A 23,506-nucleotide genomic window follows, 5' to 3' on the forward strand; every position below is an offset into this window, starting at 1 on the left:
CGGCAACCCGGATGAAACAATGAATCAAGACCAACAAGCGGAGATTTCTGCCTCCACCCTTTACATTGTCCCGACGCCTATCGGCAACCTGGGAGACATTACTCAGCGCGCGTTGAACGTTCTGAAGAGCGTCGATCTCATTGCGGCAGAGGATACTCGTCATACCGGTTTATTGTTACAGCATTTCGCGATTAATGCGCGGCTGTTCGCATTGCACGATCACAATGAACAACAGAAAGCAGAGCAATTGCTGAGCCGTTTGCAAAGTGGAATGAGCGTGGCGCTGGTTTCGGACGCGGGAACGCCGTTAATTAACGATCCGGGTTATCACGTGGTGAGGCTTTGCCGCGAAGCTGGCGTGCGCGTTGTGCCGCTGCCGGGGGCGTGTGCGGCGATTGCCGCGCTGTCCGCCGCGGGGCTGGCGTCGGACCGTTTTTGTTATGAAGGCTTCCTGCCGGCGAAAACCAAGGCGAGAAAAGACACGCTGCAGGCGATGCTGGAAGAGCCGCGGACGTTAATTTACTACGAGTCCACGCATCGATTGCTGGACAGCCTGCGCGATATGGTCGCCGTATTGGGACCGCAGCGTTATGTCGTGCTGGCGCGTGAGCTGACTAAAACCTGGGAGTCCATTTATGGCGCGCCGGTGGCTGAGCTTCTGGCGTGGGTAGAAGAGGACGATAACCGTCGTAAAGGCGAAATGGTGCTGATTGTTGAAGGATATCACCGCGACGACAGCGCGTTGCCTGCGGAAGCGTTGAGAACGCTGGCGCTGCTCCAGGCCGAGCTGCCGCTGAAAAAGGCGGCGGCGCTGGCCGCCGAGATCCACGGCGTAAAAAAGAACGCTCTGTACCGTCATGCGCTGGAGCAAGACGGGGAAAAGTGAGTCAACGGGGATGACAAGGGCGGCGATTTGCCCTATCATCCGCGCCGGAGTTGACCAGACAGTCGCCGCTTCGTTGCCGTCCCTTTCGAGGGAGACAGATGGAGGGGAGGAAAGTCCGGGCTCCATAGGGCAGGGTGCCAGGTAACGCCTGGGGGGCGCAAGCCCACGACAAGTGCAACAGAGAGCAAACCGCCGATGGCCCGCGCAAGCGGGATCAGGTAAGGGTGAAAGGGTGCGGTAAGAGCGCACCGCGCGGCTGGCAACAGTTCGTGGCACGGTAAACTCCACCCGGAGCAAGGCCAAATAGGGGTTCACATGGTACGGCCCGTACTGAACCCGGGTAGGCTGCTTGAGCCAGTGAGCGATTGCTGGCCTAGATGAATGACTGTCCACGACAGAACCCGGCTTAACGGTCGACTCCCTCACTTTCGACCGGCGTGTTGCAAATGCAATGCGCCGGTTTTTTTATGTCCAAACTCCCCCTTCCGACGCCTTGCTCGTGATGGTATCAATTCAAATTTTTTGACGCTTTTGGTCATCGTTATCCGACTGTTTTCCAACGATCTGACGCGTAGAGTAACGACTGTGCACTCACGCTATTTCGATGCTAACCAAAGGTACTGTTATGAACGTTTCCCGGATGCCCGCATTTTTCCTCGGTCATGGTAGCCCGATGAACGTGCTGGAAGACAATATCTACACGGAGACCTGGCGGAAACTGGGTGAAACGCTGCCCCGTCCGAAGGCGATAGTGGCGGTATCCGCCCATTGGTTTACCCGCGGCACCGCAGTGACGGCGATGGACGCGCCGCGTACGATCCATGATTTCGGCGGTTTTCCACAGGCGCTGTTTGATACCCAGTACCCCGCACCGGGATCTCCGGCGCTTGCCCGGCAGATTCAGCAGCTGTTGGCGCCCGTGCCGGTACATCTCGACGAACGCGATTGGGGGCTGGATCACGGCAGTTGGGGGGTCTTAATCAAGGCGTTCCCGCAGGCGGATATTCCGGTCGTGCAGTTGAGCGTCGATGGTACGCAACCGGCGGAGTATCACTATCAACTGGGCCAGCGTCTGTCCGCGCTGCGCGATCAGGGGGTGATGATGGTCGCCAGCGGCAACGTCGTCCACAACCTGCGGCAGGTGAAGTGGGATGGCGAAGCGGCGCCGTATCCTTGGGCTAGCGCCTTTAACCAGTTCGTCCGAGATAATCTGACTTATCGCGGCGACAGCCATCCGCTGGTGGATTTCATGCAGCACCCGGATGCGGCACTCGCTAATCCGTCCCCGGATCACTTCCTGCCGCTGTTATATGTTTTGGGGTGTCGACAGGATAAAGAGCCGGTGTCGGTACTGATCGACGGTATCGAAATGGGCTCTCTCAGCATGCTTTCGGTGCAGGTTGGTTGATCAGCACTCACGCCGGAGAGCCGCGTTGACGACGGGCTGTTGTGCGCGCTTTCGCCGCGTTAGGCCGCCTTTAAGGGGCCTTATTTCCGTCAATAAAGGCGATCATGTTATCCGCGCCCTCTTTTAACTGCGGTGTGGCGTCCGGGTTGTTTAAGGCTTTTTCCGCCCACTGCCTGGCCTGTTCAAAATCTCTCGGCAACTGCGGGTGTTTGCTCAATATGACCGACATCAGCAGTTGGGCGGGAGCAAAACCGGCTTCAGCCGACTTTTTCAGGTAAATCAGTCCACTTTCCGGATCGTTTTCATTTGGCATTCTGCCAAGGTAAATCTTGGCCAGTCGGAATTGCGCCCGCACGTCGTTGGCGTCCGCTTCCTGCTTCAACCATTTGATACCTTCCGCCCGATATGGCGGCCAGTTACTGCTAAGCAGCTGATCGGTGAGCTGATGTCGGTCTTCTTCGCTGCCGTTCTCCGCCTTGTCCCTCAACGTGTTGAGCCGTTGTTCTTCCTGGGTGATTTCCTGTGCCAAAGAGTGGGGCGTCGTATCTTGCGCGGCGGGTTCGTTTTGTGCGTAAGCCGTCGTATGAAGACCGACCAGGAGTGCCATCACTAGCGTTTTTTTCATGTTCGTCCCTTGTGTTCAAGTCCATCAAAAAATCAAAACAGCCCACATCGAGATGATTCTGGTCATCAATGATTTCTACTGTGGCTGGATGAAATATTTAACCAAACGGAGACGTTTTCAAAGCGCGAATAAAAGGGCGAAAATGATTTTCTTGCTGAGAACAGGACCAATAAGGAAGAAAAGCGGAGGCGCAGACGACGGGATGTGACGCCGTCTGCGGGAGCGTTAATCCAGAATGATGTGCGGATAAAAACGCGATAAGTCCTGTGTAATCAATGCGGTGTCTTCTCGTAAGCCGAGGCCGCAGGCTTTATCGCCGACCAGCCAACTGCCGATCAGCGTATAGCTGTCGCCGAATTTCGGCAGCGGATGGTACTGCTGCACAATTTTTCCCTCTTCGCCGTAAGGGCCGTCGGCAGAGGCGATTCGCTGACCGTTCTGGACGATCTCGATGTTCGCGCCTTCACGTGAAAACAGCGGTTTGACGACGTAATTTTCCATCGGTGGGTGCGCATCTTCCGCGAAGTAGGCGGGTAGCAGGTTCGGGTGATTGGGGAACATCTGCCAGAGCAACGGCAGCAGCGCCTTGTTGGAAATAATGCTTTTCCAACCGGGCTCCAGCCAGCGTACGCCCGCGTCGGCCAGCTTGGTGGAAAATGTTTCCCGCAGCATGAATTCCCACGGATAGAGCTTGAACAGATTGCTAATCACCTGATCCTGAGGATCGGTAAACTGGCCGCGTTCGCCCAGACCGATTTCGTCGATATACAGAAAATCCGACGCGATGCCCGCTTCCTCAGCGCAATCCTGCAGATATTGGACGGTGCCGCGATCTTCCTCGGTGTCCTGACAGCAGGTGAAGTGCAGCAGACCGAAGCCATACTGCTGACGCAGCGCGGTGAAGCGTTCGATCAGCTGTTCCTGAATGCTGTTGTACTGATCGGCATTCTGCGGCAGTTTTCCGGCGTTGATCTGATCTTCCAGCCATCCCCACTGAAAAAACGCGGCTTCGTAGAGCGAGGTGGGCGTGTCGGCGTTGTTTTCCAACAGCTTCGCCGGATTGACGCCGTCGTAGGCCAGATCCAGTCGGGAATACAGCGTGGGCTGCTGGCTTTTCCACGATTCACGCACGAAATCCCAGGTGTGTTTGGGGATACGAAACTGGGTCAGCAGCGCTTCGCTGTTGACGACATTCTCCACCACCTGTAGGCACATTTGATTCAGCTCTTCCGTCGTTGACTCCAGCTCTTCGATCTGCGCCAGCGTGAACTGATAGTAAGCTTCTTCGCACCAGTAAGGTTCGTCATACATCGTGTGGAAATTGAAGCCGAACTCGGCGGCTTTTTCACGCCAGTCAGGGCGTTCCGCTATCGCTATTCTTTTCATTGTGTCAGCGCCTTACCCACCCATTGAACTGTGGCTGCGGTAAGTTGAACCCGAGCGTGAAGAAGNGTTGTCTTTCTCTTTTCTAAGCTGTTGTTGCTGTCTGGCGATGGACTCGCCAAAGCCGCCACGCATTGTCGTGGTGGTGGTCGCCGGTTTCGGCGTCATCGCGGTTTTAGGTACGGTGATCGTGCGGCCGCTTGTTGCGCTGCCATAGCTTTTGCCGCTTGCATCGACGAACTGACCGTTAGCCGGGCTGGCCGCCGAACGTGGACTGAACAGCGGCTGCTGGGCATATCCGCCGCCGCCCATCATGCGACCCATCATATAGCCCGCCATTAACGGCATCCAGAAGCTGCCGCTTTCGTGCGGCTGCGCCGTCATACCGGCCTGGGCCGGTGTGTTTTGGTTCGAAGCGGTGGTTGCGGGTGTCTGCGTACACTGCGCTTCGCCGAATTCAGCGGCGCAATCTTCCTGACTCCGATATTTCGGTGCGGTCTTCTCGGCTTCTTTCAGTGCGTTGTTATAGGTTGTGGTGCACTGGTCTTTCATGGACGGGTTAGCGCGAGTACAGTCGTCCGAGTTTTGATAGAGCGAAACGGTTTCATCCGTCTTTTCGCAGCCGGCCAGCATGAATACGGAACCCATGGCCAGCGTCAGCGGCGCCAAAGGAAAGCGACGCCAACTTTTACGGAAGCGGTCGTAGTTGATGTTGCGTGTTCTTTTCATTGTGTGGTGTCTTCCCGAGGAAAGGGCATCTTGCCCAACATAGCAATAAAGGTTTGTAGAATAGGTGAACAGCTTGGCTTTTAAAAGCCAGGCCCGGGTGGGCGCGAGCATTTTTACGCAGCTATACAATTCGCTCTGAAAGAAAACTTACGTTTTAGAGGAAATTCGCTGTGAAGGGCGTTGTTGTTAAACGATGCGGCGAAGGCAGGCTCTCGCCGCATCATGCTCAGACTTTGTAAAAAGCGATCAGTTACCGGCGGCGAAAACGGTGCGGGTGCTGTCGTCAGCGGTAGGGGCCGGAGTCGTGGAAACCGGTTTGCCTAACGTGGCGTTCAGCGTGCGTAGGTCGTTTTCGTTCAGCGTTCCCAGCGCGTATTTCAAGTTCAGCTCGTTGATCAGATAGTCGTAACGTGCGCCGGATAGCTGCTGCTTCGCGTTATACAGCGTGGTTGTCGCATCCAGAACATCAACGATGGTGCGGGTCCCTACCTGATAGCCGGCTTCCATGGCATCCAAAGAACTCTGCGCGGAAACGACGGCCTGCTTGTAGGCGGCGATGCTGCTGATGGACGCGGCGATGTTGTTGTGAGACGAACGCAGTGTCTGAATCATGCTGCGGTGCGCGCTCTCCAGATTTTCGCTGGCGGCCACGTAGCTATGCTGAGCCTGTTTGACCTGAGAGTTGGTCGCGCCACCGCTGTACAACGGCAGGGAGAAACTTAGGCCGACCTGATTCTGGCCGATATCGCTGTCATTGTAGCTGCCTTCTGTTGCGCGTGACCCGGAATAACGGGAGTTGCTCACGCCGGTGGAGGCGGATAAATCCAACGTCGGCATGTAGCCGGTCTGCGCCGAACGAATCTGCTCGCGGGCCAGATCCTGGCTCAAACGGGAGGACAGCAGGCTCAGGTTGCGGCTTTCCGCCGTTTTCATCAGCGTGTTGATCGGCTCCGGTTTTTTAGGCGCGAAGTTGTCGGTATTCACGCTGGCCAGTTCAGGATAGACATTGCCGGTCACCTGACGCAGCACTTCCAGATAGTTGTCCAGCGCATTGCGGGCGGTGACTTCGCTTGCCAGCACGCTGTCGTACTGCGCACGGGCATTCTGCACATCGGTGATGGCGACCAGACCCACGTTATAGCGCTGAGTGGTTTGATCCAGTTCGCGATAAATAGAGGCTTTCTGGGCGGTGACATACGACAGCGAATCAATCGCTCGCAGGACGTTAAAATAGGCGGTGGCGGAGTTCAACAACAGCGTTTGCTGCGCGGTCTGATAGGTGACGTCTTCGATGCCGGCCTGTTTTTCCTGCAGCGTCAGCGCACGCCATTTGGACATATCAAACAGGGTTTGGGTCAACTGTAGCGAAGCGCTCTTCACGTTGTTGTTCACGTCTTTGCTGTCACGGAAACCGCTGGTATAGGTATAATCCGCACCCAGACCCAGCTGCGGCAACAAAGGAGAACGCGCTTCATTGATTTTCTCAAAGGCGGCGTCACGAGTCGCTGCAGAACTGCGTAAATCGGGGTTTGTCGTTTTAGCCTGTTGATAAATCTGTAACAGATCTTCCGCCTGGCTCATGAAGCTGAAGCCGCTCAGACCCAAGCCGATAAGAAGAGGGAGCAATTTCTTCATTTGCATTCCTTGTTGTGCAGCAAAGTTGCTATGGTAGCGCCATCTGGAGACGATAAGTTGCCGATTCTAGCAGAATCTTACAATACGATGAGGTGGCTGAATGTGCCATCCTACGGCGACATCAGCGCCCTGACGCAGATTATCGACCGCCGCAAAGTGGGAAAAATTTCCCGTTGATGCGTCCGGTTCCGTCAAAAAGCCGTGAGTATAAATTCTCCGTTTCTGACGGTTTCGTCCTGTCTTGACGGTAACGTCGGACGTCAGGTTCGGGTCAATATCGTTTCAATCGCCGGGTACTCCGGCCAACATCCCCAGTAGCAATATACACTGAGATTACGAGACTTATCACAGGAGTACAAAGATGGCGTCTTCAAAAACTCGTCCCTTCACCTTTACCAAAGACGATGTTGAAATTATTGCACGTGAAACGCTATACAAAGGTTTTTTTTCGCTGGACCGCTACCGTTATCGTCACCGTCTATTCAAGGGCGGCATGAGCGGCGAAGTCAGCCGTGAGATTCTTGAGCGCGGCCATGCGGTCGTCTTGTTGCCCTACGATCCGGTACGGGACGAGGTGGTGTTGATTGAACAGATTCGTATTGCCGCCTACGATACCAGTGATTCGCCGTGGCTGTTTGAGCTGGTCGCTGGCATTATTGATCCCGGCGAAAGCCATGAAGACGTTGCTCGGCGTGAAGCGCAAGAAGAGGCGGGGCTGACGGTGGGGCGTTGCCGTGAAGTGCTCAGCTATTTGGCGAGTCCGGGCGGAACGAGCGAGCGCCTGACCATTATGGTGGGAGAAGTGGATACCCGTACCGCACAGGGCGTGCACGGGCTGGCCGAGGAAAACGAAGATATTCGCGTTCAGGTGGTCAGCCGCGAACAGAGTTATCGCTGGGTCGAAGAGGGAGTGATTGATAACGCAGCCTCTGTCATTGCCTTGCAATGGCTGGCGTTGCACCATGAAAAACTGAAAACCGAGTGGGTGGATTGAATTAATGAAACGTTATACTCCCGNCTTTCCTGAAATGATGCGGCTATGCGAAATGAACTTCGCGCAGTTGCGCCGTCTGCTGCCGCGTCAGGATGAGGTGGGTGAAAAAGTGGAGTATCACGTGCAGCAGGCGCGCTATCGTTTAACGATTCTTGAGTCTACCCGCTATACCTCGCTGGTGGAGATCCAACAGATTGCGCCAGCGGTAAGTTACTGGAGCCTGCCGACGCTGGTTGTGCGGCTCTATCATGATGCGATGGTCGCGGAAGTGTGTTCCAGCCAGCAGATCTTTCGCTTTAAGGCACGTTATGATTATCCCAATAAAAAGTTACACCAACGTGACGAAAAGCATCAAATCAATCAGTTCCTTGCTGATTGGCTAAAATACTGTTTAGCGTATGGTTCGATGTCGGTTCCGGTTTATTAGGCAGATTTCACAGACCAAGGACACCATTTGGAAAGCCAGTTGACACTTCCTGTGGCGCGTGGGGCCAGAATCAGGATTTTACAGATCACAGATACCCACCTGTTTGCTGGCAAGCAGGAAACCCTGCTTGGTGTAGATACCTATCACAGTTATCACGCGGTGCTGGAGGCTATCGCCGCACGGCAACACGACTTCGACCTGATCGCCGCCACGGGCGATTTGGCGCAGGATCAATCGCTGGCTGCGTATGAACACTTCGCTGAGGGGATCCGCCGCTTCGACGTGCCCTGCGTCTGGCTGCCCGGCAATCACGACTTCCAACCGGCGATGGTGGATGCGCTGGCGCTGGCCGGCATTGCGCCCTCCAAACATGTGCTGTTGGGAGACCACTGGCAGGTGATCTTGCTGGACAGCCAGGTCTTCGGCGTCCCGCATGGCGAGCTGAGCGACTATCAGCTGGAGTGGCTGGAGAGGATTTTGAGCCATAACTCCAACCGCTATACCCTATTGATGCTGCATCATCACCCTCTGCCTTCGGGCTGCACCTGGCTTGACCAGCACAGCCTGCGCAATGCTCACAGTCTGGACGCCGTGCTGTCCCGCTATCCCAACGTCAACACGGTGCTTTGCGGACATATTCATCAGGAGCTGGATCTGGACTGGCACGGTCGACGCCTGTTGGCGACGCCCTCCACCTGCGTGCAGTTCAGACCACATTGCACCAACTTCACCATAGACAACGTCGCTCCGGGCTGGCGTTATCTGGAACTCTTGCCGGAGGGCGGCGTTGAAACGCAGGTTGTCCGTCTGGAAGGCAATGCCTTTTTGCCTGATATGGATTCGGACGGTTACTGATGCCTACCTTGCTTTACCTTCATGGGTTCAATAGTTCGCCTCACTCGGCGAAGGCAACGGCGCTGGGCCGTTGGCTGGCTGAACATCATCCCGACATCGATATGATCGTTCCCCAATTGCCTGCCTACCCGGCGGAAGCGGCGGAGCTGATGGAGAGTCTGGTCATGGAGCGCGCGGGACGGCCGCTGGGCATTGTGGGCTCCTCGTTGGGCGGTTACTACGCCACTTGGCTGTCCCAGTGCTTCCTGCTTCCTGCGGTGGTGGTGAACCCCGCCGTCAGGCCGTTCGAGCTGTTGATCGATCATTTGGGGCCTCAGCACAATCCCTACACCGATGAACAATATGTGCTAGAGTCTCGGCACGTTTACGATCTTAAAACCATGCAGGTCGAACCGTTGGAATCCCCGGATCTGCTTTGGTGCCTGCTGCAAACCGGTGATGAACTCCTGGACTATCGGCAGGCCGTGGCCTATTACACCGCCTGTCGCCAGACGGTGGAGTCCGGCGGCAATCACGCGTTTATGGGATTTGAGCACTTTTTTGCGCCTATCGTTGATTTTCTGGGGCTGAACAGGCGCTGACTGCCATGACGTTAATGGCGGGGAACGGGCCGGAGCCACAGCGCAGGGGGCCCGTCATCCGAGTGCCGGTTGCACGACGTCATATCATTTCAAACAACGACTTAACTCATTCAAACCATGACACAATCAAGTTATAACGCTGACGCCATTGAAGTCCTCAGCGGACTGGAGCCGGTGCGCCGTCGTCCAGGTATGTACACGGATACCTCCCGCCCGAACCACTTGGGACAAGAAGTGATCGATAACAGCGTCGATGAAGCGCTGGCCGGTCATGCACGTCGCATCGAGGTGATTTTGCACGCCGACCAATCGCTGGAAGTCATTGACGACGGTCGAGGCATGCCGGTCGATATTCACCCGGAAGAAGGGGTGCCCGCGGTCGAGCTGATCCTGTGCCGTCTGCATGCAGGCGGTAAATTCTCCAACAAAAGCTATCAGTTCTCCGGCGGTTTGCACGGCGTGGGGATCTCGGTGGTCAACGCCTTGTCCACGCGTGTCGAAGTGACCGTCCGTCGCGGCGGCCAAGTTTACGATATGGCGTTTGAGAACGGCGACAAAGTCCAGGATTTGACGGTAACCGGCACCTGCGGTCGCCGCAACACCGGTACGCGCGTTCATTTCTGGCCCGACGGCAGTTTCTTCGACAGCCCGCGCTTCTCCGTTTCCCGGCTGACGCATCTGCTGAAAGCCAAAGCGGTGCTGTGCCCGGGCGTGGAGATCATCTTCAAAGACGGCGTCAACAATACCGAGCAACGCTGGTGCTATCAGGATGGTCTTAACGACTATCTTAGCGAAGCGGTCAACGGCCTGCCGACGCTGCCGGAGAAACCGTTTACCGGCGCGATCACGGGCGACAGCGAGGCGGTCGAGTGGGCGTTGCTGTGGCTGCCGGAAGGCGGAGAGTTGCTCACGGAAAGCTACGTTAACCTGATCCCGACGCTGCAAGGCGGTACGCACGTCAACGGCCTGCGTCAGGGACTGCTGGACGCGATGCGGGAATTTTGCGAATTCCGCAATATTTTGCCGCGCGGCGTCAAGCTGAGCGCGGACGACATCTGGGAGCGCTGCGCTTATGTCCTGTCCGTGAAAATGCAGGACCCGCAGTTTGCCGGTCAGACCAAAGAGCGTCTGTCGTCACGTCAGTGCGCGGGCTTCGTGTCCGGCGTCGTCAAAGACGCTTTCAGCCTGTGGCTGAACCAGAACGTACAGGCGGCGGAGCAGTTGGCGGAAATGGCGATCTCCAGCGCTCAGCGGCGTCTGCGCGCCGCGAAGAAAGTGGTGCGTAAAAAGCTGACCAGCGGACCGGCGCTGCCGGGCAAACTGGCGGACTGCACGGCGCAGGATCTGAATAAAACCGAACTGTTTCTGGTGGAAGGGGATTCCGCGGGCGGCTCTGCTAAACAGGCGCGTGACCGTGAGTATCAGGCGATCATGCCGCTAAAAGGCAAGATCCTGAATACCTGGGAAGTCTCCTCCGACGAGGTGCTGGCGTCGCAGGAAGTTCACGACATCTCCGTGGCGATCGGCATCGATCCGGACAGCGAGGACCTGAGCCAGCTGCGCTATGGCAAGATCTGCATTCTGGCGGATGCCGACTCGGATGGTCTGCATATCGCTACGCTGTTGTGCGCGCTGTTTGTCCGACACTTCCGTTCGCTGGTCGCAGGCGGTCATGTCTATGTGGCGATGCCGCCGCTGTACCGCATCGACCTCGGAAAAGAGGTGCACTACGCGCTGGATGAAGAGGAAAAAAATAGCATTCTGGAGCGCCTCAAACGCAAAAAAGGCAAGCCTAACGTTCAGCGTTTCAAAGGTCTGGGCGAAATGAACCCGCTCCAGCTGCGTGAAACGACCCTTGACCCGAACACGCGCCGTCTGGTGCAGTTGACCATCGGCGAAGAAGATGTCGAAAAGACGATGGCGACGATGGACATGCTGTTGGCGAAGAAGCGCTCGGAAGATCGCCGCAACTGGTTGCAGGAGAAAGGCGATGAAGTGGAAATTGAGGTCTGACTGCTAACGCAGTGGCATGCCGATGAAAGTCACGCTGGAAGAAATGCAGGCGTTTGTCGTGGTGGCGGACAGCGGTTCTTTTACCGCCGCCGCCGACCAACTGGGGCAAACCACCTCCGGTATCAGCCGTGCGTTAAGCCGGCTGGAGAACAAACTCGGCGTCTCGCTGCTGCACCGCACGACGCGTCGGCTGGTCTTGTCCGAAGAGGGTCAGCTGTTTTTAGTGCATGCCCGCGGCGTCATTCAGGCGGTCGAGCACGCGGAAGAGCAGCTGGCGCTGTCGCGGGAGCAGCCCTGCGGGCGTCTGCGGATTAATGCCGCGACAACCTTTATGCAGCACGTCATCGTTCCTCTCATCCCCGAATTTCGCCGCCGTTATCCGCACATTGTCCTGGAGTTGAATACGGATGATGTCTTTATCGATCTGCTCGAACAACATACCGATATCGCCATCCGCATCGGCGTGCTGCGGGATTCCACGATCCATGCCCGACGGCTCGGCGCCAGTCAGGTGAGAGTCCTGGCCAGCCCGGACTATTTACGGCGACATGGCGCGCCGCATTCAGTGGAGGCGCTGACTGAGCACACGCTGCTGGGGTTCACTCAGTCAGACAGCTTGAATCAGTGGCCGCTGCGGCACGCTGGTGGAGAGTTCTTTACGATCACGCCGACCATTTCGGCCTCTAACGGCGAAATGCTGCGCCAGCTGGCGCTGCGGGGAGAGGGAATAACCCGGCTGTCGGACTTTATGACCTGTGAGGATGTGGCGGCGGGTCGATTGGTGCAAATTCTGCCGGAGCACACCGTTGATATGCGCCTGCCGGTGAATGCGGTGTATTACCGAACGCATCAGTTGGCAGGGAGAATCGCCTGTTTTCTTGATTTTTTGAGCGAAGAGATGGCGCAGCACCCGCTATAACCTGGACACAGGAGCGGAGGCTGCGCCGATGAGGATTAGTCGAAGATTTTGCCAAGGTGCTCGCGGTAACGGGCGATATCGCCGTCGATGTCGGGCTGCTTGATCACGTCGTTGCAGATGAACGTCGGGAGGGCGGCCAGTCCGATGAACTCGTTGGCTTTATGGAACGGCAGGTAGACGCCGTCCACACCGACGCCGTGGAAGAACTGATCTTTGTCGGTGAACGCCTCCAACGGTGCGTTCCAGGTCAGAGACAGCATGTAGGTTTTGCCTTGCAGCAAACCGCCTGAGCCGTACTTTTTGCTGTCGTCGGAACGGGTACGACCGTCGCTGGCATACAGCGAGCCGTGGCCTTCGGTAAAGACTTCATCAATGTATTTTTTCAGCGTCCACGGCGCGCCCATCCACCATCCGGGCATTTGATAGATGATGGTGTCGGCCCACAGGTAATTCTGTACTTCCTGCTGGATATCGTAACCATCGTCTACCTTAATAACGCGGACATCATAGCCTTTTTCGCGCAGGAAACTGGCCGCTACGTCTGACATCGTGTCGTTCAGCTGTCCTTTGGAATGGGCAAAAGCCTTGCCCGCATTGATTAGCAAAATGTTATGCATAGCCGAGATCTCACCTTCGATGAGTCATTAATGAATAAAGAGATAGTGTACTCAGCGGCGTGGGGGAGAAAAATGTGTGGCGGAGCACAACACTCTTGACTGTTAAGCAACAATTACAGGTGAACGCCGGGGGCGACGGGCGTATCGGGCACTGTGACAGTCAGCCACAAGTTGCGGTACTATCGCGGGCAGCTTCTATCACACTGACGGGGTTGATCTGTTTGAAACAGCCAACGCCACGGTTTAAGGATAATCAATGAGTGAATTGACTCATGACGGCGCAGAACGCCTTGCGCTGCACACGTTTACAGAGAACGCCTATCTCAACTACTCCATGTACGTCATCATGGATAGGGCGCTGCCGTTTATCGGCGACGGCCTGAAGCCGGTGCAGCGCCGCATCGTTTATGCGATGTCGGAGCTGGGACTGAACGCCAGCGCCAAATTCAAGAAATCCGCGCGTACCGTCGGCGACGTGCTGGGTAAATATCATCCGCACGGCGACAGCGCATGTTATGAAGCGATGGNGCTGATGGCCCAGCCGTTCTCCTATCGCTATCCGCTGGTCGACGGCCAGGGAAACTGGGGGGCGCCGGATGATCCGAAGTCCTTCGCCGCGATGCGTTACACCGAATCCCGACTGTCCAAATATGCTGAAGTGCTGTTGGGCGAGCTGGGTCAGGGTACGGTGGACTACACGCCGAACTTCGACGGCACGATGCAGGAGCCGAAAATGCTGCCGGCTCGGCTGCCGAACGTGCTGCTGAACGGCACCACCGGCATTGCTGTCGGGATGGCGACGGACATTCCGCCGCACAACGTGCGTGAGGTCGCCGCCGCGGCGGTCGCGCTGATCGATAATCCGGACACGACGCTGGATGAACTGCTGGAGCGGGTGCAGGGACCGGACTTCCCGACCGAAGCGGAAATCATCACGCCGCGCGAAGAGCTGCGCAAGATGTACCGGACAGGCCGCGGCTCCGTCCGCATGCGTGCCGTATGGAAGAAAGAAGATGGCTCGGCCGTGATCACCGCGCTGCCCCATCAGGTGTCCGGCGCCAAGGTGCTGGAGCAGATCGCCAGTCAGATGCGAGCCAAGAAGCTGCCGATGCTGGAAGACCTACGGGATGAGTCGGACCACGAAAACCCCACGCGTCTGGTGCTGGTTCCCCGCTCGAACCGCATCGATCTGGAGATGGTGATGAACCACCTGTTCGTCACCACCGATCTGGAAAAAAGCTACCGCATCAACATGAACATGATCGGTCTGGATGCTCGACCCAGCGTCAAAGGGTTGCGCGAGATCCTGACGGAATGGCTTGTCTTCCGACGCGCAACCGTCCGCCGTCGACTCAATTACCGTCTGGAGAAGGTGCTTAAACGCCTGCATATTCTGGAAGGTCTGCTGGTCGCGTTCCTGAATATCGACGACGTGATCCACATCATCCGTACCGAGGACGAACCTAAGCCGGTACTGATGAAGCAGTTCAGCCTGAGCGAAACGCAGGCGGAAGCGATTCTTGAACTGAAACTCCGTCATCTTGCCAAACTGGAAGAAATGAAAATCCGCGGCGAGCAGGATGATTTGGCGAAAGAGCGCGATCAGCTGCAGGCCCTGCTGGCCTCCGAGCGCAAACTCAACACGCTGCTGAAAAAAGAGATCGAGGCCGACGCCAAGGCGTACGGCGACGAGCGCCGTTCGCCGCTGCGCGAGCGTGGCGAAGCGAAGGCGATGAATGAGCACGACCTGCTGCCGTCCGAGCCGGTGACGATTGTCCTGTCTGAGATGGGCTGGGTGCGCAGTGCCAAAGGTCATGATATCGATCCTGCCGGGCTGAGCTATCGCGCTGGCGATACGTTCCGGGCGGCTGCGCGCGGGAAGAGCAACCAGCCCGTGGTCTTCATCGACACCACTGGCCGCAGCTATGCGCTCGACCCGCTGACATTGCCATCGGCCAGAGGGCAGGGCGAGCCGCTGACCGGCAAGCTGACGCCGCCGCCGGGCGCGACGGTGGATCAGGTGCTGATGGCGGCGGACGACCAGCGCTTGCTGCTCTCTTCCGACGCCGGCTACGGCTTTATTTGCACCTTCAGCGATCTGGTGGCGCGCAACCGCGTTGGGAAAAGCGTGCTGACGCTGCCGAACAACGCGAAGGTCATGCCGCCGCTGAGCGTCCATAGCGACGACGACTTGTTGCTGACGATCACCGCCGCCGGGCGAATGCTGCTCTTCCCTGTGACGGACCTGCCGCAGTTATCGAAAGGAAAGGGCAACAAAATCGTCTCCATCCCTGCCGCTCAGGCGGCCAGCGGCGAAGACAAGATCGGCTGGCTGTTTATCATCACGTCGAAGTCCTCCGTGACGCTGTATGTCGGTAAACGCAAGCTGACCCTGCGGCCGGAAGATTTGCAGAAATTCCGTGCGGAACGCGGCCGTAAAGGCACGCTGTTGCCGCGCGGCCTGCAACGGGTGGATCGGGTAGAAGTGGTATCTCCGCCGGCCCCCGAGGATAAGAGCGGCGACGCGTAACGCGCGGGCGTTATCAGTGCCGCGGCAATCGCGGCTGAGATAACTGACGCCCTATTTTTCGGTGTGTTTCACCGGGGGATAAGGCGTTTTTAGGTTGTGCTTCTGACCACGGCGTTCATGCTGAATATTGGATACATTCGGAAGCAAGGTTCGCCGTGTGTTTTGGAAGGAAGCCGCTATACTACGGCGGCAGTTGGCTAATGAGGTTGTTATGGTATTTCTTTTTCGCTTGGTGGTCGTGATAGTGTCCGCGATCCTGATTTGTCTGTTTGGCTTTATCTACTGTTTATTCAGCCCGAAAAATCCGCAACACGTATCGACGTTTGGTCGTATGTTCGGGCGGCTTTCGTGGTTATTTGGCCTGAAGGTCGAAATTCGCGTTCCTGACGATGTCTCTCGCTACGGCGACTGTATCTACATCGCCAATCATCAGAACAACTATGACATGATCACGGCGGCCAACGTCGTACAGCCACGCACTATTACGGTCGGAAAAAAGAGCCTGGCCTGGATCCCGTTTTTCGGCCCGTTGTACTGGATTACCGGCAACCTGCTGATTGACCGTGACAACCGTACGCGCGCGCATGGCACCATTGCGCAGATGGTGCAGCACATCAAAGAACAGCACATTTCCGTGTGGATGTTTCCGGAAGGTACCCGCAGTCGCGGGCGCGGCCTGATGCCGTTCAAAACCGGCGCTTTCCATGCGGCCATCGGCGCGGGCGTCCCCGTGGTGCCGATTTGCATTTCCAACACCCATAACAAAGTGAAGCTCAATCGCTGGAATAACGGTCTGGTCATCGTCGAAATGCTGCCTCCGGTGGATTGCAGCGCCTACGGTAAGGATCAGGTCCGGGAACTGGCGGCACATTGTCATGATGTGATGGCGGAAAAAATTCAGCAGCTCGATGCGGAAGTCGCCGCTCGGGAAGCCGCTAAAAAACGGTAGCCGTTAGTCCAGCCGCACGGTCCGGTGGCGGCGTTTCAGCAAGTCTGTACTTCCTTCGGGAAGTGATAGGTAGCATGCGGTTTTACAGGTTTTCGGAGTGATTATGTCATTAAGCCGGCGTCAGTTTCTTCGGGCATCTGGTGTGGCCCTGTGTTCCAGCGCCATACCGTTGACGGCCAAGGCCGATGTTTCTACCAACATGTTACCTATTCCCCCTCTTATCGAGTCTCGCCGCGGGCAGCCGGTCTTTCTGACTTTGCAGCGCGCGCACTGGGCTTTTTCCGGCAATCGCAAAGTCCCGGTCTGGGGAATCAATGGCCGCTATCTTGGCCCCACCGTCCGGGTTTACAGCGATGATGACGTCAAGCTGATCTACAGCAACCGCTTAGCTGAGCCGGTGTCGATGACCGTCAGCGGTCTGCAGGTGCCGGGCTCGCTGATGGGGGGCGCTGGCCGCATCATCCCGGCCGGTATGGATTGGTCGCCGGTGCTGCCGATCCGGCAGCCCGCCGCTACCTGCTGGTATCACGCCAATACGCCGAACCGCATGGCGCCGCATGTCTACAACGGTCTTGCGGGCCTGTGGCTGGTGGAAGATCGCATCAGCCAGTCGTTGCCGATCCCCAACCATTACGGCGTCGACGACTTCCCGCTGATGATTCAGGACAAACGGCTCGACGGCTTTGGCACGCCACAGTACGACCCGCCGAGCCGCGGCGGTTTCGTCGGCGATATCCTGTTGGTCAATGGCATGCAGACGCCGTTTGTCGAGGTGTCGCGCGGTTGGGTGAGGCTGCGGTTGCTTAACGCCTCCAACGCGCGCCGCTACGTGTTACAGATGAGCGATAATCGGCCGATGTACCTGATCGCCAGCGATCAGGGCTTCCTGCCCGCGCCGCTGGCGCTGAATCAGCTGCCGATCGCGCCGGGCGAGCGTCGTGAAATCCTGATCGATATGTCGAAAGGTGATGAGGTGACACTGAACGCCGGCGAGTCAGCTGGCATTATGGACCGTCTCCGCGGCCTGTTTGAGCCGTCCTCGATACTGGTGTCCGGCCAGGTTCTGACCTTGAAGCCGACCGGCATGCTGCCGCTGGTGACCGACACGCTGCCTATGCGGTTGATGGCGGACAACATTGTGGATAGCACCATCAGCCGCACCCGGGAATTCCGACTGGGCGATACCCTGCCGGGCATCAACGGTGCTATGTGGGATATGAACCGGACGGATGTGCAGACGCAGGTCGGACGCTGTGAGCGCTGGCTCGTGCATGCGGACACGCCGCAGCCCTTCCATATTCAGGGCGCTTCTTTCCTGGTGCGCAGCGTTAACGGCGGCAGAATTCCGCCGGAGGATAATGGCTGGAAAGATACGGTATGGGTGGAGAACGACGTGGAACTGCTGGTGTACTTCAATCAGCCCTCGGTCGACCGCTTCCCGTTCCTGTATTACAGCCATACGCTCGAGATGGCCGACAAAGGGTCGGCCGGACAACTGGNGGTGCAGGCGAACGCCTAAACGCGTTCGCCCGATGGGGTTAGCGATGCGGCTCTGCGGCAGGGGCTGAGGCGAAACGCTGCTGCAACTCCTGCCAGTCCGGCGCGCCATTCGCGCCGGGCCGTGATACCACGCAAGCGGCGACGCGATTCGCCAAATCCACCGCGTCGGCCAGCGGCCAGTGTGCCGACAGAGCGGCCAGCAGCCCGCCGCTGTGCGCATCACCGGCGCCAATGGTATCGACGACGTCCACCGGATAGATCGGCGCGTGGCGAGGGGGCTCGCCCGGTGCGCACAGCCAGGCGCCGTCTTTGTCCAGGCGGCAAATCAGCGTCAGATGATGGCGGGCGGCGTACTCTGCGGACAGGGCGATAGGATCGCCGTCGCCGCACAGGAAGTGTGTTTCGTCCCGGTTGAGCGTCAGCAACACGTTGGTGTCGTCCAGCGCCTTGATGAAGGCGGTCGGCACATCCGCAATACGCGGTCCGAGATCCACCAGTTTAGGCTGAGGCTGCGCCAGCAGCCAGTCGCGCAGCAGCGCGCCATGCTCACCGCTCAGCTCGTAGCCGCTGGCATAGATCAGCGCGTCTTCCGGAATGACCAACTGCGCCAGCTTCTCCTTCGACCACTGCGACTCGCAGCCTGACACCGATATGAACGTGCGTTCGCCGTTCTCTTCGGCCAGCGCGAGGCACCAGCCATTATCCTGATCATCGCTGCGGAGCTGCACGTCCAACCCCAGCGCGGCCATCTCCGCCGCGACGCGTTGACTCCACGGTCCGTTGCCTACAGTCATTCCGTTGATGACCGGCACATGAAGTCGACGGAGGGCGCGGGCGACGTTAAATGCGCAGCCGCCGATCTGGTAGCCCAGATCTTTCGCTTCAATATCTTCTCCGCTCTTCGGCAGCCGCTTAACGGTCATGACGTTATCGCCGACAGCGGCGCCGATCACCACCACTGGCGTGGTGGCCTGAAAGTCCTTCTTCATGATTTCTCCTTGGGTTTACACAGCAAATACAGACCGTACGTCGCCAGGCTAATGCCAAAAGAGAGGAAAATGCCCAGGCTGGAATTGGCGAAGATCCCGACGGCCAGCGGACCGTCGATGAACCCGGTTTTGGTGACCAGCAGGCCGCAGACCGATCCTAATAGCCAGCAGCCCAGCGGGACCCAGCGGACGCCGCGGTTTTCTCCGTTCAGGCCGAAGAGCGACGCAGCGGAATAGCCGCGATGCTGTCGCAGGCTCAGATAGTCGAGGATGAACATCGCCGCCCATGAGCCGAGGAACACGCCGCAAAAGATCAGGAATGAAATGAATGGCGTGAGAAAATCGCCGGAAACGAACAGGACGTAAATCGCCACGCCCAGCATCAGAATGGCGTCGATGGTCACCGCTACCGACTGGCGGACTTTAATGCCGATGGTCAGCAGGTTGAGGCTGGCGGAGTAGAGGCTCAGTACCGCAATGGTGACGACGCCTGCGGTGGCGGTTAACAGATAGGGGACGGACATCCACGGCGGAAGCACGGTGCCGATCAGCGCGATGGGGTTGGCGGAACTGGCGAGATCGGTCAGCTGAGAAGAGAGCAGTATGCCCGCCAGCATCAGCAGAACCAACGGCAGGCAGGCGCCGCCGACCACGGAGGCGAAGATGCTTCGGCGCGGCGTGGCAGGGTGGAGATAGCGGCTATAGTCCGCACCCGCGATGGTCCAGCCGACCCCGGTGCCTGCGGCAATCACGGAAAGCGCTGGCAGGAAACCGGTCAGCCAACTGCCGGACGGCATCGCCAGCACCTGCTGCCACGGCGTATTGAACAGAATGTAAATGACGACAATCAGCGTCATGGTGCCGAAAATCTTGCTGAACCAGTTTTGCATCGCGAACAGCACATTTTGACCGAGCAGGCTGACGATGATGGTCAGGCCGGCGAACAGCACCAGACAGATAGCGGTCAGCGTATGGCTGGCGCTGAAGCCCACTGCCGTAAATAGCGCGGCCAGCGTCATGGTGCCGGTAATCACGTTAACGGCTTCCCACCCGATGAGGCAGAACCAGCTGAACGCGGTGGGGGCGATATTGCCGCGCAACCCGAAAATGACGCGAGAGAGCGTCAAGGTCGAGGTCCGGCCCGTTTGTCCGGCGAAGGAGGTGTAGCCAACAAGAGAGAAGCTGGCGACGCCGATGACGGCGGCCAGAACGGACTGAATGAAGGAGAGTCCGAAGGAGACGATGATGGCGCCGTAAACGATGCCGAGAATGCCGATATTCGCGGCGCACCAGATCCAGAAAAGCTGTAGCGGGGTGCCCGTTCGTTCAGCCTCGGGCACCAGATCAATACCTGTTTCTTCTACCTTCCAACCTTTGGATTCAGGTTGTGTATCACCTCGTTGCGTTCCATCCATTCCAATGTGCTCCTCTTTATTCTGAATGCATAAAGTTTTGCAGCATGAGGAGTTAAGTCAATCTCATTGGCCTGATTGATGATGGAGACCCATGCTGCAGGAAAGGCGTTGATGCCATGAAGCGCACCGCAAATCGCGGTGGCCATCGCGCCAATTGTATCCGTATCGCCGCCAAGATTGGCAGCTAATATCGCACAGCGTTGAGGTTGAGTGACAGCGAGGTCGACAAGCGCCAGCGCCATTGGCACGGATTCCAGCGTATCCATGCCTGCGCCCAGCGTATCGTACAGTTCTGAGAGCGCCAGAGCGTCAGGCACATTACGCAGCGTAGCGGCCTGGGTGAAAGCCTGTTCGATGCGGCGGCTCAGTTTNGGACTGAAGGTGGTGATGCGCTGAAGTTGGACTTCCTCCGCCAAGCGAGGCAGTTCGTTTTTGATCGTCTTCCATTCCGCGCCGTCGATGGCGCGGCTGATGGCCCAGGCAATGACTACTGCGCCCGCAACGGCGATATCGGATTGATGCGTCGGGCTACAGGAGAGCCGTACCGCGTGGATAAATGCGGCCTTATCGGCGGTGGACATCAGGCAGCCCATTGGTGCTACGCGCATGGCGGCGCCATTAGTCACGCCGTTGGCGCTGATTTCATGGACGGGGATGCCGGAACGAATGGCGTTCAACGCGGCTTTGGAGCTGGGTCCAAGAACGTTTTTTTCAAATGCGTTGATGCGTGTCGCCCAGGCCAGAATGTGTCTGGCTATGCGTTCAGGATCGACGGCGCCTTTGGCTTCGATCACCGCGTTAATTAGCGCGATGGCCTGCTGGGTGTCGTCGGTGAATTCTCCTGCGATGAGACCGCAGGCGGCGATATTGGTGTCTGGTCCCGGCAGAAAACGATCGATCCAGCCAAAGTGCTGACGAACCCGTTCCTGCGGCCAAAGTTCTGATGGCATCCCCATCGCGTCACCCGCCGCTTGCCCATAAAGACAACCGAGGATGGCGTCGTGGGGATGTTTTATTACGGTCATGAAGACCCCTGGTGTTGGCTTAGTTTCCTAATACCGTGGCTAATGTATAAAAAGCGCGCGTTAATTGCAAGTCCAATTTAAAGCCTTTATGATGCCAATATAAATCCTAAGTACGTTACCCTGCATATTATAAGTATCCAGGCGGTGGGGAATTGATAAAAATTGCCTCATTAAAGACCCTAACCACAAGGCAGCTATGGAAGAATTTTTTATTCAGTTACGGTCCTTGTTGGACAAGCCGTCATCTGCTCCGCGCTACATGCAACTGGCGAAAGCGCTCGAACTTACTATTCAGCAACGGCGTGACCTGAGCGGTCATTTTTTACCGCCGGAGCGTCAGCTTGTGCAACTGCTGGGGCTGTCCCGCGTCACCGTTTCTCGTTCTCTTGCGCTGCTTGAGCAGAAAGGGTTGATTCTCCGCCAGCAGGGCGTTGGCACGCGCATCGCCCTTCAGCTCGACTATGCATTGACCAGCGATGAACCGGGTTTTTCCGCGTTGGTTCAACAGCGGGGCGGCGTAGCCAGCAACACCTGGTTGGAACGCATTACCGACGTTGCCATGACCCCGGCGCTGTCATTGACGATGCATCTTCCGGAAAGCGTGGTGTTGACCAAACTTCGTCGCGTAAGACTGCTGAACGATGAGCCAGCGTCGCTTGAGACGGTATGGATCCCACAGCGCTGGTTACCGAAACCGGAAGAGATTGAACATTCGCTGTATGGCTATTGGCGCGAGCGAAACATATTTCCAGAAAAACGGCGTTATCGTGTCCGTGCGGTTAGCGCAACGCGGGAAATTTCGAAACTGCTGAAGGTGCCGAATGGGATGCCGCTGCTGTTCAGCCGTCAGCACACCTTCGACGCTAAGGGTGAGTTATTGGAGTACTGCGAAATTTATTGCCGTAGCGATATCTACGAATTTGACGTATCTGACTAAATAACCGTCCCTGCGATAAGTGCAGCACCGGTCAGGCCGGCGCTGCGACGGCATGCTATTACGCTTCTGCGGGGGGCTGATCCGGATCGGGACCAAGGCGCTTGCCGCTGTCCAGCGCGGTGATCTGGCTTAATTCCTCTTTTTCGAGTTTGAAATTAAACACATCAAAGTTCTCGCGGATGCGCGTTGGCGTAACGGATTTCGGGATCACGACTAACCCGTTATCAAGATGCCAGCGGATAACGATCTGCGCCGGCGTCTTACCATACTTTTTCGCCAAATCGCGGATGATGGGCGTGTCAAATACGCCTTTCCCGCCCTGCGCCAGCGGGCTCCAGGACTCCGTCTGGATGTGATGCGTGGTATTCCAGGCATGTAGCGAGCGCTGTTGCAGCAGTGGGTGCAGTTCGATCTGGTTAATGACCGGCATCACGCCGGTCGCTTCCTTGAGACGCTGCAGATGGTGCGGATGAAAGTTGCTGACGCCGATGCTTTTGGTCAGCCCTTGTTCCTGCAGTCGAATCAAACCCCGCCATGCCTCGATGTAGGTATCGTCTGGGCTGCCTTTGGGCGGCCACGGCCAGTGGATCAGGTAGAGGTCGACATAGTCCAGTTTCAGCTTGCGAAGGCTCTCCGTCAGCGCCTGTACCGGACGCCCTTGATCGCTGTTCCAGAGTTTTGTAGTGATATAGAGCTCATTACGCGGCAGCCCGGCGGACTGTAACGCTTCGCCCACGGCGGCCTCGTTTTCATAGATGGCCGCGGTATCGATGGCCTTGTACCCCGTTTTCAGCGCTTCATTCACCGCCACAATCGTGTCTTCATGGCTGGCTTGCCATACGCCCAGTCCCAACTGCGGGATGGTTTTGCCGTCACTCAGTTTAATGATGGGTTGTGTCGTCATAGCATTCTCCTTGTTCCGGCCCGACCACGGAGCGCGGTCGATGCCGACTGCAGGTCCGCTTTTCGGCTTGCCGTAAAGCGAATAACGGCGGTTTACGCGATGCGAAAAACCGCCGGAGTGCGTATTACCGCTGGGGGGATGTTTTCCCGATTCGCAGCGCTAAACAGCAGTGTAGCTGAAAGCTG

General features: G+C 57.4%; 21 protein-coding genes and 1 other RNA gene. 13 read left to right on the plus strand and 9 right to left on the minus strand.

Features of this window, described 5'->3' with window-relative positions; translation table 11 throughout:
• The first annotated feature begins 19 nt into the window (after positions 1-19).
• From rsmI to ygiD, 3 genes are all read left to right on the plus strand, one after another.
• Positions 20-886, plus strand: a complete 867-nt coding sequence (rsmI, locus tag SB13_RS12770) for a 16S rRNA (cytidine(1402)-2'-O)-methyltransferase (RefSeq protein ID WP_026740724.1) — start codon at positions 20-22, stop codon at positions 884-886.
• 46 nt (positions 887-932) lie between these two features.
• An RNA gene (gene rnpB, locus SB13_RS17065) (RNase P RNA component class A) lies at positions 933-1,311 on the plus strand.
• A gap of 200 nt (positions 1,312-1,511) precedes the next feature.
• On the plus strand, positions 1,512-2,294 hold the full coding sequence (ygiD, locus tag SB13_RS12775; RefSeq protein ID WP_026740725.1) for a 4,5-DOPA-extradiol-dioxygenase: 783 nt from the start codon (positions 1,512-1,514) through the stop codon (positions 2,292-2,294).
• A gap of 70 nt (positions 2,295-2,364) precedes the next feature.
• Here the strand turns inward: ygiD and SB13_RS12780 are convergent, their stop codons facing one another.
• The 4 genes from SB13_RS12780 to tolC form a co-directional block, all read right to left on the minus strand.
• On the minus strand, positions 2,365-2,919 hold the full coding sequence (locus tag SB13_RS12780) for a tetratricopeptide repeat protein (protein ID WP_026740726.1): 555 nt from the start codon (positions 2,917-2,919) through the stop codon (positions 2,365-2,367).
• Between the two features lie 225 nt (positions 2,920-3,144).
• A complete protein-coding gene (locus SB13_RS12790; RefSeq protein ID WP_026740728.1) occupies positions 3,145-4,305 on the minus strand; it encodes a glutathionylspermidine synthase family protein in 1,161 nt (386 codons plus the stop codon).
• A 12-nt stretch (positions 4,306-4,317) separates the two neighbouring features.
• Positions 4,318-5,031, minus strand: coding sequence for a DUF1190 family protein (locus tag SB13_RS12795; protein WP_026740729.1), 714 nt, complete (start codon positions 5,029-5,031; stop codon positions 4,318-4,320).
• A 246-nt stretch (positions 5,032-5,277) separates the two neighbouring features.
• Positions 5,278-6,666: an outer membrane channel protein TolC gene (gene tolC / locus SB13_RS12800; RefSeq protein WP_026740730.1), complete on the minus strand. Its 1,389-nt coding sequence runs from the start codon at positions 6,664-6,666 to the stop codon at positions 5,278-5,280.
• A gap of 361 nt (positions 6,667-7,027) precedes the next feature.
• Here tolC and nudF point away from each other — a divergent pair, with 361 nt between their 5' ends.
• The 6 genes from nudF to SB13_RS12830 all read left to right on the plus strand — a co-directional run bounded on the left by nudF (position 7,028) and on the right by SB13_RS12830 (position 12,455).
• On the plus strand, positions 7,028-7,660 hold the full coding sequence (nudF, locus tag SB13_RS12805; RefSeq protein ID WP_026740731.1) for an ADP-ribose diphosphatase: 633 nt from the start codon (positions 7,028-7,030) through the stop codon (positions 7,658-7,660).
• A 4-nt stretch (positions 7,661-7,664) separates the two neighbouring features.
• Positions 7,665-8,087: a DUF1249 family protein gene (locus tag SB13_RS12810; RefSeq protein ID WP_026740732.1), complete on the plus strand. Its 423-nt coding sequence runs from the start codon at positions 7,665-7,667 to the stop codon at positions 8,085-8,087.
• A gap of 27 nt (positions 8,088-8,114) precedes the next feature.
• The gene (gene cpdA, locus SB13_RS12815) at positions 8,115-8,942 is read left to right on the plus strand and encodes a 3',5'-cyclic-AMP phosphodiesterase (protein WP_026740733.1); all 828 of its coding nucleotides are present in this window, start codon (positions 8,115-8,117) and stop codon (positions 8,940-8,942) included.
• Positions 8,942-9,523 carry an esterase YqiA gene (yqiA, locus tag SB13_RS12820; RefSeq protein ID WP_026740734.1) on the plus strand — a complete coding sequence of 194 codons (582 nt, stop codon included), beginning with the start codon at positions 8,942-8,944 and terminating at the stop codon, positions 9,521-9,523. The genes cpdA and yqiA overlap by 1 nt, the downstream gene beginning before the upstream one ends.
• Before the next feature lie 117 nt (positions 9,524-9,640).
• A complete protein-coding gene (gene parE, locus SB13_RS12825) occupies positions 9,641-11,536 on the plus strand; it encodes a DNA topoisomerase IV subunit B (protein ID WP_026740735.1) in 1,896 nt (631 codons plus the stop codon).
• 22 nt (positions 11,537-11,558) lie between these two features.
• Positions 11,559-12,455, plus strand: a complete 897-nt coding sequence (locus SB13_RS12830; RefSeq protein WP_026740736.1) for a LysR family transcriptional regulator — start codon at positions 11,559-11,561, stop codon at positions 12,453-12,455.
• Between the two features lie 35 nt (positions 12,456-12,490).
• Here the strand turns inward: SB13_RS12830 and SB13_RS12835 are convergent, their stop codons facing one another.
• Entirely contained in the window at positions 12,491-13,072 is a 582-nt protein-coding gene (locus SB13_RS12835; RefSeq protein ID WP_026740737.1) for an NAD(P)H-dependent oxidoreductase, read from the minus strand.
• A 256-nt stretch (positions 13,073-13,328) separates the two neighbouring features.
• On the opposite strand from SB13_RS12835, the gene parC reads away from it, so the two are divergent.
• From parC to ftsP, 3 genes are all read left to right on the plus strand, one after another.
• On the plus strand, positions 13,329-15,602 hold the full coding sequence (gene parC / locus SB13_RS12840) for a DNA topoisomerase IV subunit A (RefSeq protein ID WP_026740738.1): 2,274 nt from the start codon (positions 13,329-13,331) through the stop codon (positions 15,600-15,602).
• A gap of 211 nt (positions 15,603-15,813) precedes the next feature.
• On the plus strand, positions 15,814-16,551 hold the full coding sequence (locus SB13_RS12845) for a 1-acylglycerol-3-phosphate O-acyltransferase (RefSeq protein WP_026740739.1): 738 nt from the start codon (positions 15,814-15,816) through the stop codon (positions 16,549-16,551).
• A gap of 103 nt (positions 16,552-16,654) precedes the next feature.
• Positions 16,655-18,070 carry a cell division protein FtsP gene (gene ftsP / locus SB13_RS12850; protein ID WP_026740740.1) on the plus strand — a complete coding sequence of 472 codons (1,416 nt, stop codon included), beginning with the start codon at positions 16,655-16,657 and terminating at the stop codon, positions 18,068-18,070.
• A 19-nt stretch (positions 18,071-18,089) separates the two neighbouring features.
• Here the strand turns inward: ftsP and SB13_RS12855 are convergent, their stop codons facing one another.
• The 3 genes from SB13_RS12855 to SB13_RS12865 are packed head-to-tail and all read right to left on the minus strand — an operon-like array spanning position 18,090 to position 21,480.
• Positions 18,090-19,040, minus strand: a complete 951-nt coding sequence (locus SB13_RS12855; RefSeq protein WP_036151737.1) for a PfkB family carbohydrate kinase — start codon at positions 19,038-19,040, stop codon at positions 18,090-18,092.
• Positions 19,037-20,455, minus strand: a complete 1,419-nt coding sequence (locus tag SB13_RS12860; protein ID WP_026740742.1) for a purine-cytosine permease family protein — start codon at positions 20,453-20,455, stop codon at positions 19,037-19,039. Before SB13_RS12860 ends, SB13_RS12855 begins: the two co-directional genes overlap by 4 nt.
• Positions 20,401-21,480, minus strand: a complete 1,080-nt coding sequence (locus SB13_RS12865; RefSeq protein ID WP_051616486.1) for an ADP-ribosylglycohydrolase family protein — start codon at positions 21,478-21,480, stop codon at positions 20,401-20,403. The genes SB13_RS12860 and SB13_RS12865 overlap by 55 nt, the downstream gene beginning before the upstream one ends.
• Before the next feature lie 196 nt (positions 21,481-21,676).
• Here SB13_RS12865 and SB13_RS12870 point away from each other — a divergent pair, with 196 nt between their 5' ends.
• On the plus strand, positions 21,677-22,417 hold the full coding sequence (locus tag SB13_RS12870) for a GntR family transcriptional regulator (RefSeq protein ID WP_026740743.1): 741 nt from the start codon (positions 21,677-21,679) through the stop codon (positions 22,415-22,417).
• 58 nt (positions 22,418-22,475) lie between these two features.
• On the opposite strand, the gene dkgA is transcribed toward SB13_RS12870, so the two are convergent.
• Positions 22,476-23,321 (minus strand): 2,5-didehydrogluconate reductase DkgA, encoded by an 846-nt coding sequence (gene dkgA, locus SB13_RS12875; RefSeq protein WP_026740744.1) that lies wholly within the window; start codon positions 23,319-23,321, stop codon positions 22,476-22,478.
• Positions 23,322-23,506 lie beyond the last annotated feature (185 nt).

The organism is Lonsdalea quercina subsp. quercina (assembly GCF_000688695.1).
GTDB lineage: Bacteria > Pseudomonadota > Gammaproteobacteria > Enterobacterales > Enterobacteriaceae > Lonsdalea > Lonsdalea quercina_D.